We start from the raw sequence: 18,324 nt of genomic DNA on the forward strand, positions 1-18,324 counted from the left end.
GCTTTACACCTTTCCGACACGAACGGCGGTGGCGGCCCTTAACAGGAACGGTAAGGTGTCCGTTCTTGGCACGGACCACAATCCAGGCCGGCGCATACCGGTTTGCGTGCAACCAGAGGTCGCCTCCCGCCGGTAGTTTCTGAGGTCCAGGACCGTCATTGCGAGGAACGGCACACGTGTGGCCGGAAAGCGCGCTTGCATTAATTGTCGCATGAACTGCAGACGAGGAATCAGCCGGGTGCGCATTGAGCGCAGGATATCGACCCCAAGCAGCGCAGCAAGGGCGAGCAGTTGGGTTTCGACCGCGTTTTTCATCAGTTCGCCCGAGAATGAGATGCAAGTTCCTGCCAGTCCAGCCCTTCGGAATCATTCAAGTCGCGCAACTCAACCAGATGCCGCAGATCGAGTTCGCCAAGCCAGTAGCCGTAGTCTTGAAACTGATCGTGGATGATCAACATCAGCGCTCGATAAGTGGGCGTCGGGACGTACACGCGTCCCCGCCCCAGCAGCGCGGGGACGCAATGGTTCAGGGCATGTCCGGGGCCAGCATAGAGGTACGCCGGGCCTGGAGCGGCCCGTTGCGGATCGATGGTTCCGATATCCCGCGGTCGACTTAGCTCGACATACCACGGCTTTCGGGGCGCGCTTGATCATGAATTTCATAGCCAATTGCGCCCAGAGCGGCGACCGCCCTTTCAGCTTCGTCCGGCACGACCATGATGTCCAGATCGGACATCAGCCGAACTCCTCGCCGCTCGACAGGTGCTGTGGCTAGCGTTGCCGCACCTTTGAGCAACACCGGCGCAACTCCCTGGCCGTTCATCGCAATGACAGCCTCTTCCAATTGACTGGCCACCGGTCGTTGCGCAGCACGTTTCGGCGATGGATCTGCCGGATATAGGTGCACACGTCCTCCGGCAACACCGATGCAAATTGATCGACGAAGTCAATGAGCGCAGGCGTCGTCAACGTCTGGTTTGCGAGCCCGATGACGGAGGTCCACTCCACTTCGACCGGCGGCAAGCCTCGCAAGCAGTTGCATAGGCTTGTCAGTGCCGCACTATGCCTTGTCATTGCACAAGTCCATGAGCAGGTGTCGAGCCTGCGCCGATTCCGAATAGATAAGTTGGAACGATCGTGCGCCTGCAAAATCCGCTTCAAAGCGAAAAAGCCGGACTGCGACAGCTTCCCGTCTGCGGCAAAAGCGCCCTCAACGAGCCGCTTGATCGAATCAAGCTGATCCAGGGGGGTCAGCTCGACGGGGCCGCTTGCAACCCGGTTCAGAAAGATGATCCAGTTGGCAGAGAGGCTCCCATTGTGCGCATCCGGAATCGGCAAATACCGCACTTCGGCGCCATCGGACCGGCGGTGCGTCACGTCGTTCCAATCGCCATACAGTCGGGATAGCAACCGCCACGATCCCTGCTTGAGGGTGAGGGCAAATGGATGCCGCAGATCGTTCCGTCAGCCCCAATCAGCGCAACGTCATCGCCGGCATACTGAAATCCAGCGTCTACCAGTTCGAGTGCAAGAGTCGACTTACCGGCTCCCGGTTGGCCGCACAGCAGCAAGCCCATGCCGCACTTTGCAAGAGAAGCGGCGTGGAGCGCGAAAGCCCACTGATTGCTTCGGATAAGTCACTCGGTGATGTGAGCTTTGATTGTAGCGGCCAGAGCTGCGGCTTCACATCTTTGGATGCTCGCGTCATTCCCGCGGAAGAATACTCGGTCGCCGAGCATCATTGTCTCGATCGCAATATCCTCCTCCTCCTCGCCGCTGTCGTCCGTAACGCAAAATAGCGAAATCAACTGTTGCGAGAGCTCCCGATTTGCAGCCCGGACGCTGATCCTGCGCTGAGCAAGAACCGTTGAGAAGGCACAATCGGTCGACATTCGCCAGTCGAGATCGAGCACCCCTTGATCGATCCAGACGTTCATCGCCTGCCACGTGAACTCGCGCGCTGCGCGCTCGCCAATGCCTAGCTGCCCAAGCTCCTGATGGACGTCTTCCAAAGAAGCACCTTGTGCCAACTTGCACCAAATGAATGCCCCTAGCTGGTCCAACTCATAGAGCTTCTGCCTTGTCTCGCTGAAAAGCACTGATCGACCGTCCACCAGCGCGAAGATTGCACCCGCGGCGGGTCTCAACACCATCTCTGCCGATGTTTTTTCCAGCATGGCTATTCCCGATAGCAACGATATCTGTTCGCCGCCGTGTCGACGCGGTGGCGACAACATCCGGCAATGTCCTGTCCACGGCGCGTTCAAACGAGCTGCAGTTGCCGAGGAAATTCGGCTTGATCGCCGTGCTACAGCGGCGCAAGTCCACCTTCAGTGCGGATGCACATCGCCTGACTGGGATTCATTTCGAATGACCATACGGCCCCGGGTCACGCCGCCAGCTGACCACCCTCGTTCACCCCAGATAGAGAAATATTCAACACTTGTCCTCCGAGAAAGGTCGCCGGCGCGGTCAACCGGTGAGAGTCCAGCAGATAGCGGTAAACTTCGCGAGCAGCACTCCGCTCTCGTAGAACGCGCTCCCTCTCGCTGATGCTCGCTAGCTTCTCGCGCATGTGAGCCAACTGCTTCGCAGCCGAGGTGGAGTTGCGCTTCTTCTGGACTGATTCCCGCATCGTCTCCTCCGACCAAAAAATTGACGAAAACAGCTTACGTCATTGACATCAATTAACAACGAGATTTATAGGATAACAATATAATCAATATTTATTTCATGTTTGAACCGGAGCAACCATTCAAATACCAAGAAGCGGGCCCTGCGTCGAAATAACAGCGGACCGAGAAACAGCGTCGCAGAAATCGCCGCAATGATCTTGACCTCCTGCGTGCAGGACAGCGAAAAATAAAACTCGACGAGAGTCGCAAACCAGACCGACAGCGCAAGGCTTAATTTGCAGGATTAAATGCTAACGAAAAATATTTCGCTGACGAGAGTGGAGTGAAACCGGTGATCGAATTAGCCAATTTGCCCATCACGGGCGATATGATCGTCTTCGTCGCGAGCGGCATAGCACGCGCAAAACTCCCACCCGCTCAGATTGGCCCATTTTCAGTGGCGCCCCAGGAGCTTTCGAGAGACGCATAATCAACGCCCGCGCTGCCGAGCCAAAGAGCGGCGGCGTCCAAGGAATCGCTCAAGCAGCGATCCGGCCGGTTGGAAAAACGTCGTCACGAGCAACCCGCCCTGCTCGAACAAGCACTCCCAGTGTGCGATGCCCCCCAAGTAACCCACACTGAGATGACGACGCACTCCAGCCGGCCGGGTTCTCTTTCGTTTGACAACGAATAATAATTTCCTAGGGAGGTCTCGCATGGGAATGATCATGGTCAAATGTCCGCAAACCGGTCGCGCGATTCCTACTGGTATTAGGTCGGACCGTGAGGCTTTCCTGCGGAGCGTTGTGTTTTATGGCAATACTCGTTGCCCGGTCTGTCGCGCCAATCACAACTGGTTCGCTCGCGAGGCCTGGGTCGATGAGCCGGTCGTGCGGCCAGGGGAGATATTCGAGGAAGCGCCGCTGGGTTGATGCGTCGCGGGCTTCGGCACAGACGCGGAGCCGAACTGACTAGCATTACACGAATTTAGGCCGACCGCCTCATTTGACGCCGCGTGTGCGGAGTTGACTTTTGCGGCATGGCTGCCGCACCAGCTGGGAACTAGTCTTGGCACGGACTGGATGCGCTCAATCATCGCGCAGCGTTCATCTAGATTCCTGTCTCGGCGGCTATTTCTGCCAGGGCTTACTGGAGGGATGCGAAATATTTTGGCCTATCGTCGTAAAGCGAACTGACGCCCTCATGAACCGTAAGTTAAGCGTCACACCGGCAGGTCGGCGTAAACTAACGATTCCGATCGCTGACCCTGCAAGGGCCTGTTTGGGGGTATTGTAGTGAGTAGTGGGGTTTGCAGCCGCTTGGCTGTTCTGCGTCAAACGGCGATGGAGCTCGTTAGCCTGCTTGCCCAATTGCACAGGCTACGAGAGCAAGTGCGAAGCGCGGAAGGGCGAAGCCTCGGAGAAAGAGCGAGACTAGGGCCGGTGTCACGGATGCGTAGGCCCCGGTTTGGGACGACTTGCCGCACGCGGATTCAATGATGGCGAGCGGCGCGCGTAGTTTCAGCGAACTCGAAGACGATCGTTTCACGGATCGATCTTGAAGCCTCCGGTAACCCTTTGGCACAGCTCCAAGCCGCCCGATCGCTCCCCAATGAGGCGTGCGCGCGGCGGAGTTTCAAGGCAGGCCGATGCGAGTGAAGGCTCTGCGCCAGGAAAAGTGCTGCACTCGGATCCGGCGTCCCTTTCCGGCTTCTGACGGAGATCATCCACGAGCGGCATGCTGCGGGTTATGTCCCGCACCTGAGTTGGTTTAAGTCTGACTTTTTATCCGTTTTTAGTTTTATCAAGCAGGGCTTCATCTGAAAGACAATTTGAAAGCAAAGCCGAAAGTCGTTCGCGTCAAATCGTTTCGGTAGTCGCGCCACGGAAGACAAATTTAGTTATTTGGTATAATCATAATTAATATGACGCAAAACAGAAAATAAGGTGGGGAAAAATAATGGGAGGAGTGGATGGAGACCGTACGCCGCTTGCGCGCGATGGCGTCGCTGTGCCGACAGACTTCTGCGCATCATCCAGATCGAAGCTGGAAGCTTCTCGCCGAAGCTGAGTTCTGGGAGCACTTGGCTAATGACATGCTTCGCGAGCATTTCGAACAATGCACGGCTGGCTCCTCGCTCCGACCGATCGGACGTGATCCGAATGCCGCGGAATCGAGCGCTCGCATAACCGCGTGAATGCTCTCGCCTAGCCCAAATCCCGCTCGGCCGTGTGCCGGGCGTCAGTCCTCTTCAAGGCGCCCCATGGAGAACCAAGCCCTGCCGGCGCCTTCGTCGGGCGGCGCGCAGACCTGAGCAGGGACGCCAAAGCGCGCTCGGCTGCCCGGCTCGGTCCACTCAGACTACCGAGTTCTGTTTTCTGAGGCGGGAATGCGCTTATGCGAAACTGTCGTTCGCCGTTGGACTTGCACTTTGGCGTCCAGCACTTTTTCCCCAGCTCGTGCGGCGCGCGGCCGGCTCACCTGGTCCGAAAGGCTGGCGCCCTACCAACTATTCCAGCGATATTCCCGTCGACCTTCGCCGCCGGTATTTTTCGGTTAGGTGACGGTCCAACGATCATCTGCTCCTCGTTGCTCGTGCCGGTGCCAATAGCTCCGATCGGCAGACCATTTTGAGTGTGGCCAGCGCCGGCATTTCTCTTGGCCTGCGCCGCCGCCCGCGACTTCGACTTGGTGGGTTGAACGTCCGGGCTGTTGGTTTCACTGGTGCGGTTCAGGTTTGCACCGGTACCAACGTCTCGTGTCCCTATTCCTGGAGGCGCCGATGGACCAGGGTTGGCGCTGCTCGCATTTGTACCCATGCCGGACGGAGCTGACCCACCAGTGTTGGCGCTGCCCGTGCCCGTCCCAGTGCCGGCACCCGCGGAGCCCGCCACTGCGCCGCCTGCTAGGGCCAGCACAGCCACGCTCGTGATAATCGCAATGATCAGCGAGGGGAGTCGGTGGAGCATTGGACGATCTCCTTCTCAAGCGACCGGCAGCATCGGCCGAACATTTAATTGGCGATAAATGATTGAATAAAATAAAATATGGTTTATTTTTGCCTAAGGGTAAATCGAAATTGAGAAACGGATTGACGCATTAATGTCGCGGATATGGGCACAAGCGCCGATGCAGGCAGGGTCGGGCCTTGGATCGCCCGTTCGCCGCGCAGACGTGTGGATTGCCTCGGATTGTGTTCGTAGCTCTGCGCGCACCTGCGCAACAAGGTCGGCGTGGGTTGCACCGACTGTCCTGACGGTAATATCGGTTTTGACCATACCCGTTCTCGCGCAGGAGCCAAATCGGCCGGCGAGCGACGCCCATGTCATGGCGACGCACTTGCGCGGCACGACCGGCTCGGGAGGGTGGCCCTCTGCGCGGCTGAAACCATCTGCCGACACGACACCCCTGAAGCTCGCACAAGCCACAATCAGCAATACCGAGCGATCGCGGCAAGTGCTCGCCACAGAACAGGAGAGGATACGGGCCCTTGCTGCTGACCTTCGAACATGCCGACGGGAGCAGGATACCGTGCTGGGGCTGTTGCAGCATGCACGCGAGCAATGGACGAGCATTGCGGAGGCCACCGAGAATGAAACCGATGAGCTCCAGAAATCGCTCCGGGAGGAGCGCTTGCACACGCAGCGTCTGGAACGGGAACTTGTCAAGGCGCGCAACGATTTCGAAGTGCAGGCACGGCTAAGCCGCGAAATCGGCGCAGAGGGTCGCGAACCCGAACGCCGGGCACAGAGCGATCCGAGAGAGCTGCAACAGGCTGTCGAGCGGGAGAAAGATCGGGCAAACCGGCTGGAGCAGAATCTGACAGCCGCTCATCACGACCTGGAGACCCAGTCCGCAGAGGTAACCAGACAAGCCGCAGAGATCAGTGCAAAAGAGGCAGCGGAGGCTCAGGTACAGGCAAGCCTCCGACAGGAGCACGATCGTACCAAACAGCTGGAGGAGACGCTCGCGACGACGCGAATCGAGCTCGACAACCGATCCCAGCAGATCGCGAAGGCAACCGAAGAAACGATGCAGACCAAACGAACAGCGGAGAATACCTCGGCTAAACTGAAGCTCTCATTAAAGGAGGAGCACGAAAGAGCAGATGCGCTGGCGCAAGAGCTCTCGTTGGCGCGTTCCAAGCTGTTCGCCTATGAAGCGCAAGCCGCGGCAAACGATGATCGAGCCGAACAGTTGAAAAAGCAGCTCCGGGGAATGCAACCAATCCGGCCGAGATGAGCAAGAACTTGCCGCAGCGCGCCCGAGTATCGGACCGTGGCTACCCGCCGGGGTGTCGGGTGAAGGCGGAGCCGGCAATTCGCCAACAAGGGAACTGCTCCGAACACTGCTGCTGGGATCGCCGCAGGCGCCGCCGCGCAATTCGCGCGAGAGCTCGTGCTCACAGCAGCTGAGCCGAAGGCGCCATCCCCGGTTCTCCGGAACGAAAACGCCGCCGAACTCGTGCGATTGATCGCTCGCGCAACCGGATTGCTTCGACAAGGCGATATTGGCGCGGCACGAGTTGTCCTGGAGCGTGCTGCTGAATTAGGGAGCGCACCGGCAAGTTTCGCCCTCGCGGAAACGTATGATCCGAGCCTGCTTGCAAAATGGGGCGCGAGCGGAACGCGCGGCGACACGTCCAAGGCGCGAGAGCTTTACGCCAGAGCAGCAGCCGGAGGGGTCAAGGAGGCAAGGGAGCGATTCGACGCACTTGGTCATTAGCAGCATCGGTGCAGACAAATGGTCGTGCGCTGTATCGACTAGCAGATCGAACTTAAACTTACGTGTCGAAGTGAAGAGCGCAGCGGACAAAACAGAGTAGACGTTCCTAGGGGAGCCGGATCGATGAAGCAGCTTGGTTTCTCCTCATCGTGATAGCCGCTCCGCCTTTGATCATGGGCTGTTGCCCAGCAATGGCCCAGCAGACTCCGCGGGCGCGTGCGGATCATGCAAGGGCGGAAATTGCGGCCATGAACGATTGGACTGTCGGAATAGCCGGAGGTCTGCTGGAAGGAGCTCCCATTCGGCTTGCCGCGGAAATGGCGCGAGTGGCCGATGATGGAACGGACCTCCACGTGCTGCCCATCGTGACCCGTGGCGCAACCGAAAACGTCAATTCGCTGCTGTATTTGCGGGGCATTGATGCAGCAATCATCAATTCCGACGCACTTGACGAGTACAAGAGCCAAGTGCCGGACATCCAGCGACGGATCACCTATGTGCTCAACCTGTTTCCATCTGAACTGGACGTATTCGTCAGGCCCGAAATTCAGAGCTTGAGTGATCTGGTCGGAAAGAAGGTCAATTTCAACACCCAAGGTACCGCCGCAGCTTATTCGGGCCCGCTGATCTTCAGCCGGCTGGGGATCGAGGTCGATAAGGCGTTCATCCCCCATCAGGTTGCGATGGAACAAATGCGCAGGGGTGAGCTGGCCGCCGTCGTTTTCATAACATCGAAGCCGGTGGATGCATTCATACGTGGTCGCTGGGATGCCGGCTTCAAGTTCTTGCCGGTCCCCTACGAGAGCAAGTTCGAAGATTATTATCTGCCATCTTGGCTGGACGCAGCTGATTATCCAAACTTGATCAGGCAGGGGGAACGCGTGACAACTATTGTCGTTCCAACCGTGCTGGTCGCTTTCAATTGGCCGATCAAATCCAATCGCTTTCATCGTGTGGCGCGCTTTGTTGACCGCCTGTTCTCGCGGATCAACAAGCTGCAGGAGCCCGGTTTCGATCCGAAATGGAAGTCGATCAACTTGGCGGCGACGGTCCCTGGCCTGACGCGTTCTCCCGCGGCGCAGGCCTGGCCCGATCGTCTGCCGCGTTCGAGCCAGGCGGCGCAATGACGTTCACCCTGATCGCTCTCGTCGTGACGCTCGCGATCGCAAATGACCTCGCTCGGGCCCGAGGCGCCGAAGACCCTATGGCGCCGGTTCGCGTCTCTGATCGGCCCGCAAATGGAGCCGGGGCGTGGATCGTCAGCGAGACCACCTCGCCAGTTGATTATTCATCGATCATCAAGGCGACACTACCATCTCAAGGGGACGCAGCAATGAGCCTGTCGATACGCTGTCGCGGCGGCCTGACCGAAGTGTTGCTTGATGGAGCCGGCCTGTCGGGCCGTCGCGAGGATTACACCCTTTCCCTGCGCATCAATGATGATCCACCTTTTCAGGTCTCAACAATTACGTCGGTGCGCGGTGTCGCGCTTGAAGGCGATGTCGTTCGCCTGTTGCAATCGATCCCCGGCCACAGCGAACTTTCCGTGCATGTGTCACGCCGAACGGGGACCAGCGCCGGTGCAGTGTTCGCTCTCGATGGTATCGAGAGCGTACGTGCAAAATTGGCGGCAACATGCAAATGGCCACGCGCGATCGCGAAGCCCAACAATTGATCATGAACCTCAGCTTGCTTGGAGAAACAACATAATGCCAAAATTTCCGAAGATTATCACAGCGATGATCGCGACAATCATCTCGCTCCTGGTCGGGCTGTCTAGTTCCGCGGCACAGGAGACTCGCCTGCTCTCGGCACAGCCCAGTTTGCCTGCAGCCTCAGCACATGGCGCGGCAAGAACGCACGCGAATTCATCGGCGCGGGCCGCGACGCCAAAACAATTTGAGCTGGCGCGCATCGCGCCATCGTCTGCTGCCAAGAAAGAGCACCGCTTAATCCTTCAGGTCAACACAAGCGACTCCGCGTCAATGAATCTTGCATTGAACAATGCACTCAACGTCGCGCAATACTACAAGGAGGTTGGTGAAGGAGTGAAAGTGGAGGTGATTACCTTCGGCCCCGGCCTCCATATGCTCCGCGATGACACATCGCCGGTGAAAGCGCGAATTGAGGAAATGGCTCCGAGCACGCCGGAAGTATCATTCAAAGCCTGTGGAAACACGCAAGAGAAAATGCAAAAGGCCGAAAATAAAGACATTCCGATCGTTGCCCAAGCCCAATTGGTGAGGTCGGGCGTCGTTAGGGTGATGCAGTTGCAGGAGCAGGGATGGACCTACGTCAAGCCATGAAATGGCGACCAGACAATGCCTATCGAGCGGCTAGGTGCCGGCCTGCGGTCGCGACACCCCGATCGAGTGGGTCGCCGCAGCCGATGCAAATTGACTGGCCTCGATCGGGACAGATCTATCGCGCGCTATTGACCGGGCAGCGCCAGACCGACTGTCTGATCATGCGCACGAGAGCGACTTCGGGAGCGGGTTGAGCGAACATCGGTTCGTCTCAGTCACTTGCGAGGTCTGGTAGCAATTTTGCGGGGCAGCCCCTGCCCCGCCCATCCTACTCGGCCGCCTGCTAAGGTCGATTGTCCCGTAGCAGCATAGGGTATCGGAGATGCAGGGCGGCGCGAGCTGTGACGCACAGTGCTTCGATTTACGTCAGTTCTGATGACCTCTTTTCGAGGGCAAGCGATTAAATTCCACTGGATTTTATTTTGTTAACGCGTCAAATTTCTAAACTTAAAGCGAGTCGATTTTACGATGGGGGATGTTAAATGGCAAAACCTGCCGTTTCGCGTAATGCCTTTCGAGGGTTATTCGCTTTTTGTGCGAAAGCTGATCACAAGCACGATGGCGATTATTGTGTGTTGAAGCTGCCTGGATCCGCTCAAGGCATTCCTGATCGGCTGCTACAGCAGTGGTCGCACCAGGCTGATCTACCCGGCGCTGAAGCCATCGCCAGCACACTGGAGCCGCGCACCCGCGAGATCGTGAATGGTCGTAAACGCTATGACCACGCCAGCGACTTTCTCCACGTGCTGCTGAGAGACCTAGAGCTAAGGGAACACTGAAGAGACGACGCTGCGTCAGGCTCCGCGAGGTCTTGCAGACCTAAATGATAATGCCTTTTGCCTCCGCGCTCTATATGCACCAGTCTGCTATTCCAATGCCGGGCAGCCGGCCCATTTTGTCGATATGGTGCTCGCATGCCGAGGTCGATTTACCAGCCATTGCATGAAAGGCTGCGAACGGAGAACGGTCAAAGTCTCCGCCTGACCTTTTCAGAAATTGAAGCGATCTTGGGGAAGCCTCTGCCGAGATCGGCCTACACCTTCACTGCGTGGTGGAGCACACTGAAGAGAGCAGGTCCTCAAGCGAGAGCGTGGATATCCGCTGGTTATCGTGTCCGGGTCTCAATGAAGCACCGCATCGTCGAATTCTATCGTTCTGATGTGAACACCAATGATCGTCATGGAACGCCCTGGCTGCATTGAAGCTTCCCATGATGGCGGACCTATCAACCTCGGTGTTCGGGACAAGCTGCGAGAACAAGCCGGCGCAGAATCAAGTTGCAACTTCAGGGCCGCAGCGAAAACTGCTGCGGCCCTGTTTTTGAGCGGAAGCCGCGAACCGGATGCTCCGGAACGTGGCGAGAAAACTCTAACGGGAACGCTGCGCGATGGCTTTAGGCCGCATGAGGGTTGACGATGGTGTACCCTCGCAGGGAGCGCGGGTGAATTCGCGTTGCGTGCCCACCTGAGTTGGCATCGTACGCCTTCCAGATGTCACCAGCGATGTGCTGTTCAAGGACGAAGACGTGTCCACGGCGCGCGGCAACCATTCCCGGTGCTGGCGAGGTGCGGGGAAAGCGCAGCCAATTGGCTGCGAGGTTCAGTTCCGGTACTACCCGACCAAACACTCGGATCGCCGCACCACATCCGCAGAACGATCGAGGGCAACCGGCCGGACGACCGCTAACGATCTCACTACTTAAGGCCCCTGAGCTGGCCACAGACATCCGTAGGCTAGCAACGGCACCTCGCTGCAGGCGCGGTGCCGGTCTCGTGTATCTCTGCGCCTGCACCAGCGAAGATGAAAAGTCGCATGGCATAATCACGTTGCATTCAGGTGGCAAAGCGGCGCGCAAGGGGCGCGCTTCAGATGAAATGGATGTCGCAAAAGCGAGCAACAAAGCTACGACTACTCGAGTGAACATGCAGGACTCCGGGTTAATAGCCCTGCCCCGACGCGCAGAAAGCGCCTTTTAATTTGGCGAAATTAAGTTGCAAAACCGGCATTAAATAAGATTTTAAGACCAATTAAATCAAGAAAGGAACGTTTCGATTTGCCGCGAGTCCTCCTTGTGCGACCGATCCCTTGTTGTCGTGGATCGACAGATGGAAAAGGCAGTCGCCTACGCAATCTCAGCGGCCCTCGTAGGTATCGGTGTTTTGATACTTGTCGTTGGCCTGTCCTCCAGCTCGCCCGCTTTGTGGGTGATGGTCGCGCTCGTGCCGATCACGATCGGGATCGTGAGCGCTTTTGGCCCCGTGTAAGGATGGGGAAAACGGCCGATGCGTCAGATCGTCTGCATTTTCCGAATCGCGCCTCTGTGCACGCTCTCAACTGGTTTCAGATTTGCGGGTACACGCGCGTGAGCCATTTCGTCTCTATGCTTCTGCTTGCCCTCGCCCTGACGCTGACCTTGTGCTTCGGGGTGGCAGCCTGGCGCGTGTCGGCCGGCAATGACGTCGAGATCACCGCAACGATTCCGCATGGGGAATACGGATGGAGGTCGAGGTCGAGGAACTGAATGCCTTGCGCTCACCCTTCGGCTACATCCTGGCGACTATGAACGTGGACCTTGACGACTCGCCATCGAGCGGAAGCTGCCCCGCGCCTCCTACCGTTCCTACCTCGGGCTCGCCAACGGGCCTTTAGGACCGCAGGTCGTCCGTTCGCAACATAGCGATCAGGTCCGCGACCGCCAGCTCCAGGTGCGGCAGGGCATCACAGGGCTCTGCGCGGCATCGAGATCGTCCACGTGCCAATTCTGGACCCGGTCCGCGATGGCCAGGAAAGCGGCGTTCGACCATCGATTGATGCTCCCGCCTCTTTTAATCCTATGACGATATCTGCTTGCCGGAAGTCAGGTGAGGTGCACGGCGGCGGAAGCTCATCAGCATCGTTGCGGAAAAAACCCCGACACGCGGCGAGGTCATTGCTTACCGTCAACTATTCTGACGAAGGAGGAATGGCATCAACTTCTCAAAGATTTCTATCCGAAAGCGATCAATCTCCCAACTGAGCGCATCGCTGAATCCCGCGGCATACGCATGCATGATCGCTCGGTCCGCAGTCACTTTGGTCGTCACGCCATTTACGACCACCGAACCTGTCAGGATCTTTCCGTCCCATTCAACAGCGCGACCACAACCCACCGACATGGCAACTCCAAACACAAAAAGGGTTGGTCTTATGCCGCACCAGGCAGTTATCTCACACCCACGTCGTCGCTTGTTTGTTCGTGCTGCCGCTCATCATCCTCGTCTCGGATAAGTTTGTGAGATTTGCGCAAACCAAAGCAAGGCACGACTGCGCACCACAGTCAGTTCCTTCCGACTCTCTCGATGAATTCCAACGCGGCTGGCGCAATGTCATCGAACTCGACAAAGCAGCGGCGCAGTTCATCTGCGATCTCTACGGTTACATCACGCGACCATCCCTCAACCGTGTTGAAGACCACGATCCGAGCAGGGTGCTTGTATTGACCTTCCATTATTTGGCGCATCAGCGTCGCTCGACCAGTGTCGTCTTCGGAGGTTTCGCTCCAGGCACGGCCGAGCCCACCTCCATAATCCTCGAGCACAAGATAGACGTCACGTGGATATGGATGAGGCACGATGGACGGAGAATGAGGCATGATCCAAAAACCCTGAAAATCGCCATTTAGTTTATATATTAAACTATATTAAATATGGAATTTCAATCTAATTTACGCCGTCCGGTCGACACTGCCTATCGAGCGATCCACTCGCCGGCACACGCGCTTTTGAAGGCGAGCAAAAAGCGAGCCGTGGGGTAACGGCGGCGACGATGGCAGTCCCAACGGCAAGGACGACAGAGGCCGCTAACGTTTTCGGAGGCACGGCGGTTGGTACGGGCTCGCCAATTACCGCGTTTGCCCGATTCCTCTCCCCAAGTGGGCGATGCAGCCGGGCCCCAGCTTTCCCCATTGCCCCAAGGCAAGGCTCATTTTGTTCGGCTTGGAACGACTTACTGATTGCCAAGTTTTCCCGTGCCTCGCCAAGGGGCGGCTGCCCTCACCAAGGCAGCTCGATAGCCCCAGCTTCACCGCCCTGAGGCTGGGGTCCTTTTGCTGTCTGGATAGCTGCAGACTCAGGAGGGCGTTGATGCAGGGTTATAGCTCGATGCTTCTTGTCCAACGGTTGAACGACCTCGTTTGTCAACTGTCAGAGCTGGAAGATCTGCGGCTTAAAGTCCAAGAGGCGGAGCGACGCGCCTCGGCTGTACCTGCATTGCAGTCGCCTCCGAGCACTCAATCGCAGCGACGGCGAGCCGCGGGGGAGCGGACCCCCGAGGAGTGACTGGAACCCGATTTATCCTGCGTTAGCGAACGAGCGTAGAGGCTGTGCAGTTCGACTGCCCTGAAGGGAGTGAACTTCACCACCCTCGCGTGGTGAGGCTTGAGCAACGGGCTGCGCATCCCGCATTTATCTTCGGCTTTCTCGCGCGCGACAACGCGCGCCAGTCAATTATCCGCGCAGAGCGACTGGCCGCCGAACTGATTGAAATTATCGATCGGCTGTTTGCCCCTCTTCCTCTCGATGAGAGAAATAAGGCGCGCTCGAGCGGTCGACCAGCGCAAGCGTGCATTGGCGGATTGGCGCAGGCCGCACGCGACAGCAATGGCGATGAGACAGCATGGCGTTCTGAAGCCTTGCCCCACGCTGATGTTCGTCAATGGCGCCGGCGAACTCGACAAAGCACGACCAGGACTTACGTGATACCTGCGTCATGCTGCTCGATCGGGCTGGCTGCGACTTGCTGATGACCTGCGACATCACTTGGCATTCATACCGAAGCGCGGTAACCCTACGCGGTAGGCCGCAGCGCGCTGATCTTTCCAGTTAACCGTTAGAGCTCGTCGGACTCCTCGGTTTTCGGCTTCATCGTCGCAGCGAGCACTTGGCGGCGTTTTTCGATGATGCTAGGGTCCTCTTTGTGGATTGCGATCAGCTCTTTGAGGTTCTCGATCCCCTCATCGGTGAACGCCATCACCCCATCTTCACCGACGCCCACGACCCATAGCTGGCCATCCTCGGGGTCCATTTCTTCGGCGACCTCGAACAGCCATTCCTCGTCTTCTCCAAGCATCTCGGCGACATGGCCGAGGGTAAACACGTGGCTGACTTTGTTGACGGGCCCCATCAAGCCGCCTGCGCCGCGAGGCCTTGCTGTTGCGCAATCTTCCAGTTCCAGGGCAGCAGCTCATCGAGCCTGTGGGCGGGGTGGATGGCGATGCGAGCGAGTACATCGGCAAGCCAGACCTGAGGATCGACGTCGTTCATCTTCGCAGAGACGATGAGGCTATACATGGCGGCGGCACGACGCCCTCCGCGGTCGGACCCGCAGAATAACCAAGACTTTCTGCCCAATGCGATGCCGCGCAGCGCTCTTTCGGCGGCGTTGTTCGAGAGACAGACGCGGCCATCGTCGAGGAAGCGTGTGAAGGAGCCCCAGCGCTTGAACATGTAGTTCATGGCCTTGGCCAGATCGTGACCGCGGGAGAGCTTGGCGCACTGCTCACGCATATAGGCTTCCAGATCGGCAACCAACGGAGCGCTCTGCGCCTGACGGACAGCCTCTCGGTGGTCGGCGCCTTGGCCATTGATCGTGCGCTCGATTGCGAAGAGGGCGTCGATGCGACGCACGATCTCGATCGCAATCGGCGAGAGGGCGATCTCCTTCTTGCCAGCAGCCTTACGTCGCGCGTTTTCCTCAAGATCCGCCATGGCGAAGAACGGGCGCCGGGCATGCACCCAACAGGCCGCCTCCCTGATAGGCCCAGGACTTCGCGGGGGCTCGTAGAGTTTGGTGTATCCGCCGAAGGCGTCGGCCTGCAGGATACCGCTATAGTTGGCCAGATGCGCCTGCGGATGCTCGCCCCTTCGATCGCGCGAGTAATAGAACATTGCCGCCGGCGGATCTGAGCCGCCGAAGGGGCGGTCGTCCTTTACATAGACCCAGCATCGAGCGACATCGCACTTGCCCAAGGCCAGCACGGGCACGGTGGTGTCGTCGCCGTGGAGGCGTTCGGATGCCATGACGTGGGCTTCCAACAGACGCAACAGCGGCTCCAATACCGTGCAGCACGCTCCGACGGCGTCGGCTGCGGTCGACAGACTGATCGGCACGCCTTCCAACGCGTAACGCTCGGTTTGCCGGTTCAGAGGCTGATGCTGGCCGAACTTCTCATAGAGCAGCATGGCCAGCAGGCTCGGCCCCGCCCACCCTCGCGGGATCACATGGAATGGCGCCGGTGCCTGGCTGATCTTCTCGCAGTCGCGGCAAGAGAACTTCTCGCGCACCGTCTCGATTACCTTCCACTGACGCGGCACCGATTCCAGCGTTCGGGTCACATCTTCGCCGAGCTTGCGCAAGCGATTGCCGCCGCAGCATTCGCACGCCGTCGGCGGATCGATCACCACCCGCTCGCGCGGAAGGTGGTCTGGGAACGTGTTGCGCTCAGCGCGCTTGCGCGTAAATCCGTCAACCGTAGTCGTTTTGGCGACTGCCTGCTCCGCCGCCAATTCGTCTTCCGTCGCGGTAGCTTCCAATTCTTCGAAGGTAAGCGCCAGCTGGTCGATCAACCGCGCCGAGCGCTCCGATTTCTGGCCGTAAACCTGGCGCTCGAGCTTCGCTATCCGCAAGGTCTGCTGCACAATCAGCGCGGCGTCCTCCGACGCCTTTGCCCGCGCTACCGCCAGCTCCGCTTTCAGCGCGGCGTTTTCTTCGGCAAGAGCGGCGCGATCAGCATCCATGAGACGAAGTGAATCATAGTTTTAGTGATTTGCGGCACCCCAAAATACGCGGGTTTCCACATTTTTCTTCGCTCATCCCGCCCTTGTCGGCCGCCACGTCAGTTGTGGATTGCGCCAATCGATCCCTTCGAGCATGTACGCCATCTGCGCCGCCGAGATCGACACCGCGTCACCTGACGCCGAAGGCCAGATGAACTTTCCGCGATCCAAGCGTTTCGCATAGAGCGACAGCCCGATCCCGTCATGCCAGAGGATCTTTGCCAAATCGCCACGCCGGCCTCGGAAGATATAGAGATCTCCGGCGTGGGGATCCCGCTTCAGGCTCTCCTGAACCTGCAAAGCCAGACCCTGCATGCCGCGACGCATGTCGGTGTGGCCGGTTGCGATCCAGACTCTGACGCCACCCGGTATCGGGATCATCGCCGGCTCAGAACATCAAGGACCCGCCCCAACGCGCAGCATCGACGTTCTCGTCAACGCTGACACGCTTGCCGCCACCGAGTTCGATCTCGATCAGGCCCCGGCGCCTCCGGGGCGAAATCACCGCTGGGGCTTCAATCGATGGAACGCTTTCGGTCGCACCCGGGGTGAGCTGAACAGGGACAAGCTTCGGTCCCGCCGAAACGACACTCGCCAGGCGCGCCCGCCGCCGCCACGTGAACACCAAACTCGTCGAAATGCCGTGCCGCCGCGCGATCTCCGTCACAACCGCGCCGGGCGCCAGCGTCTCCTCGATGATCCGCATCTTATCGTCGCGAGACCAGCGACGACGACGCTCTACCCCGCCCAGGACCTCTACCCGCATCTACCGACCTTAAGGCTAGCCTTAAAGTTAGATCCTCGTCGGATACCTGCAACTCAACAAGGCGGCCCACCCCGGAGGAATACGAAGCGCGCAGACCATTGTGAAGCACTACCGCGCCCGGAAGGCGGCTCAGGCCGAGTCCGGCATCGACTGGCTTGAATTGCAGGTGCGGAAGGAAGGGCTGAACCTGGATCGTCATTCTGTCGGTGTTTTTCAGCGGTGCATGGCTCCGGCCAAAGCCTTCGGCTATGTGCGCTCTCGGGCGTGAGAGAGGTGCGCGTGAGCTAGTTTATGTCCGCGCTGCTAGTGGTGACTGCGTTGACGCTGACCCTATGCTTCGGCCTGGCAGCCTCGCGCCAGTCCACCGGCAGGGCAGCCGATTTCACCATTGCCTCCCAAAATTCCAGACTGGGACGCGGATGGGATGCCCCTGAAGACAAATGGCCTCGCCTCGGAAGCAGTAGCATGGCTTCCATTGACGGGGGCTCCCCACCTATCGTGAGCACCGCATCATCAACCGGCAATAAAGGATCTGGAACTATCTTACACGTAGGTTCTTCCGTTCTGATTGGCCACTGGAGGCTAACAGATGACGGATGAACAGCTAGCTCTTCAGGCTGTGAGTGACGCCCAGCGCATAAGAATACTTAGAACCGAGGCCCCGGAATAACGAGCGCATCATCTTGGACAAGCTGGTGGAGGTGCTCGAGCGGCCAGATCTTCTGGTCGCTGTTCATCGGATGCAGCGCGGCTCGTAAGCGCGCCGTTGCTGGTCGGCTCGTGCGAATTCGAGCCAGTCCTCAGCAAGCTTTAGCCAGGGCTCCGCGTCGACGAGACTGACGGGCTTGCGCCGTCCGTTCCCTGCGCACGTCAGCTAACTGGTAGAAGCTAAGTACATCTTCAGACGTGCAAAATGACGCGACTAGGCCGCCCATCACCCCCGCCTCAAGAGTATCGCCTCTTCCGACACTGTCTGTCGAGTATCTTACATATCATCCTGATTGGGTGAATCCTCGCCCGCTGTGCTAACTGGCAACCCCGCCGGCCCACAGACGCTTTCAAGTGCCGGCTTTGCCGGTTGCCAGCACCATATAGGCAGA

Annotated in this window: 22 protein-coding genes; 9 read left to right on the top strand and 13 right to left on the bottom strand. The window is 58.5% G+C overall.

Annotated elements, in window-relative coordinates; translation table 11 throughout:
- Window positions 1-3: 3 nt before the first annotated feature.
- From RX329_RS28095 to RX329_RS28125, 7 genes are all read right to left on the bottom strand, one after another.
- Window positions 4-315: a hypothetical protein gene (locus RX329_RS28095; protein WP_317244600.1), complete on the bottom strand. Its 312-nt coding sequence runs from the start codon at window positions 313-315 to the stop codon at window positions 4-6.
- Window positions 315-458, bottom strand: a complete 144-nt coding sequence (locus RX329_RS28100; RefSeq protein ID WP_317244601.1) for a hypothetical protein — start codon at window positions 456-458, stop codon at window positions 315-317. The genes RX329_RS28095 and RX329_RS28100 overlap by 1 nt, the downstream gene beginning before the upstream one ends.
- A 155-nt stretch (window positions 459-613) precedes the next feature.
- Complete coding sequence (locus tag RX329_RS28105; RefSeq protein WP_317244602.1) at window positions 614-823, bottom strand: nucleotidyltransferase family protein; 210 nt, start codon at window positions 821-823, stop codon at window positions 614-616.
- Window positions 820-1,377, bottom strand: a complete 558-nt coding sequence (locus RX329_RS28110) for a hypothetical protein (protein WP_317244603.1) — start codon at window positions 1,375-1,377, stop codon at window positions 820-822. The genes RX329_RS28105 and RX329_RS28110 overlap by 4 nt, the downstream gene beginning before the upstream one ends.
- Complete coding sequence (locus RX329_RS28115) at window positions 1,374-1,577, bottom strand: hypothetical protein (protein ID WP_317244604.1); 204 nt, start codon at window positions 1,575-1,577, stop codon at window positions 1,374-1,376. Before RX329_RS28115 ends, RX329_RS28110 begins: the two co-directional genes overlap by 4 nt.
- 60 nt (window positions 1,578-1,637) lie before the next feature.
- Window positions 1,638-2,177: a hypothetical protein gene (locus RX329_RS28120; protein WP_317244605.1), complete on the bottom strand. Its 540-nt coding sequence runs from the start codon at window positions 2,175-2,177 to the stop codon at window positions 1,638-1,640.
- A 212-nt stretch (window positions 2,178-2,389) separates the two neighbouring features.
- Window positions 2,390-2,635 carry a hypothetical protein gene (locus RX329_RS28125; RefSeq protein WP_317244606.1) on the bottom strand — a complete coding sequence of 82 codons (246 nt, stop codon included), beginning with the start codon at window positions 2,633-2,635 and terminating at the stop codon, window positions 2,390-2,392.
- A 696-nt stretch (window positions 2,636-3,331) separates the two neighbouring features.
- Between RX329_RS28125 and RX329_RS28130 the strand changes: the two genes are divergently transcribed.
- From RX329_RS28130 to RX329_RS28155, 6 genes are all read left to right on the top strand, one after another.
- Window positions 3,332-3,547, top strand: coding sequence for a hypothetical protein (locus RX329_RS28130; protein WP_083926445.1), 216 nt, complete (start codon window positions 3,332-3,334; stop codon window positions 3,545-3,547).
- Between the two features lie 2,407 nt (window positions 3,548-5,954).
- A complete protein-coding gene (locus RX329_RS28135; RefSeq protein ID WP_317244607.1) occupies window positions 5,955-6,857 on the top strand; it encodes a hypothetical protein in 903 nt (300 codons plus the stop codon).
- 656 nt (window positions 6,858-7,513) lie between these two features.
- Window positions 7,514-8,467, top strand: coding sequence for a TAXI family TRAP transporter solute-binding subunit (locus tag RX329_RS28140; RefSeq protein ID WP_410706521.1), 954 nt, complete (start codon window positions 7,514-7,516; stop codon window positions 8,465-8,467).
- Window positions 8,464-9,015, top strand: a complete 552-nt coding sequence (locus RX329_RS28145) for a hypothetical protein (protein WP_317244609.1) — start codon at window positions 8,464-8,466, stop codon at window positions 9,013-9,015. The genes RX329_RS28140 and RX329_RS28145 overlap by 4 nt, the downstream gene beginning before the upstream one ends.
- A 34-nt stretch (window positions 9,016-9,049) precedes the next feature.
- Window positions 9,050-9,646 (top strand): DsrE family protein, encoded by a 597-nt coding sequence (locus RX329_RS28150; RefSeq protein ID WP_317244610.1) that lies wholly within the window; start codon window positions 9,050-9,052, stop codon window positions 9,644-9,646.
- A gap of 482 nt (window positions 9,647-10,128) precedes the next feature.
- Window positions 10,129-10,425, top strand: a complete 297-nt coding sequence (locus RX329_RS28155; RefSeq protein ID WP_317244611.1) for a hypothetical protein — start codon at window positions 10,129-10,131, stop codon at window positions 10,423-10,425.
- Between the two features lie 614 nt (window positions 10,426-11,039).
- Here RX329_RS28155 and RX329_RS42060 read toward each other — a convergent pair.
- Complete coding sequence (locus RX329_RS42060) at window positions 11,040-11,570, bottom strand: hypothetical protein (RefSeq protein WP_240543176.1); 531 nt, start codon at window positions 11,568-11,570, stop codon at window positions 11,040-11,042.
- Between the two features lie 181 nt (window positions 11,571-11,751).
- Here RX329_RS42060 and RX329_RS28160 point away from each other — a divergent pair, with 181 nt between their 5' ends.
- Window positions 11,752-11,910, top strand: a complete 159-nt coding sequence (locus tag RX329_RS28160) for a hypothetical protein (RefSeq protein ID WP_018456767.1) — start codon at window positions 11,752-11,754, stop codon at window positions 11,908-11,910.
- 675 nt (window positions 11,911-12,585) lie between these two features.
- Here RX329_RS28160 and RX329_RS28165 read toward each other — a convergent pair.
- On the bottom strand, window positions 12,586-12,801 hold the full coding sequence (locus RX329_RS28165; protein WP_317244612.1) for a hypothetical protein: 216 nt from the start codon (window positions 12,799-12,801) through the stop codon (window positions 12,586-12,588).
- Window positions 12,802-12,881: 80 nt separating this feature from the next.
- On the opposite strand from RX329_RS28165, the gene RX329_RS28170 reads away from it, so the two are divergent.
- Window positions 12,882-13,307, top strand: coding sequence for a hypothetical protein (locus RX329_RS28170; RefSeq protein ID WP_317244613.1), 426 nt, complete (start codon window positions 12,882-12,884; stop codon window positions 13,305-13,307).
- Between the two features lie 1,205 nt (window positions 13,308-14,512).
- Here the strand turns inward: RX329_RS28170 and RX329_RS28175 are convergent.
- The 4 genes from RX329_RS28175 to tnpA form a co-directional block, all read right to left on the bottom strand.
- The gene (locus RX329_RS28175; RefSeq protein ID WP_007590556.1) at window positions 14,513-14,806 is read right to left on the bottom strand and encodes a hypothetical protein; all 294 of its coding nucleotides are present in this window, start codon (window positions 14,804-14,806) and stop codon (window positions 14,513-14,515) included.
- Entirely contained in the window at window positions 14,806-16,419 is a 1,614-nt protein-coding gene (gene tnpC / locus RX329_RS28180; protein WP_317244614.1) for an IS66 family transposase, read from the bottom strand. Before tnpC ends, RX329_RS28175 begins: the two co-directional genes overlap by 1 nt.
- A gap of 72 nt (window positions 16,420-16,491) precedes the next feature.
- Window positions 16,492-16,839: an IS66 family insertion sequence element accessory protein TnpB gene (gene tnpB, locus RX329_RS28185; protein ID WP_007591027.1), complete on the bottom strand. Its 348-nt coding sequence runs from the start codon at window positions 16,837-16,839 to the stop codon at window positions 16,492-16,494.
- 7 nt (window positions 16,840-16,846) lie between these two features.
- Complete coding sequence (gene tnpA, locus RX329_RS28190; protein ID WP_317244615.1) at window positions 16,847-17,164, bottom strand: IS66-like element accessory protein TnpA; 318 nt, start codon at window positions 17,162-17,164, stop codon at window positions 16,847-16,849.
- Between the two features lie 160 nt (window positions 17,165-17,324).
- Between tnpA and RX329_RS28195 the strand changes: the two genes are divergently transcribed.
- Window positions 17,325-17,492, top strand: coding sequence for a hypothetical protein (locus RX329_RS28195; RefSeq protein WP_317244616.1), 168 nt, complete (start codon window positions 17,325-17,327; stop codon window positions 17,490-17,492).
- Window positions 17,493-18,324 lie beyond the last annotated feature (832 nt).

The sequence above is a fragment of the Bradyrhizobium sp. BWC-3-1 genome, from assembly GCF_032917965.1.
Classification (GTDB): Bacteria; Pseudomonadota; Alphaproteobacteria; order Rhizobiales; family Xanthobacteraceae; genus Bradyrhizobium; species Bradyrhizobium canariense_D.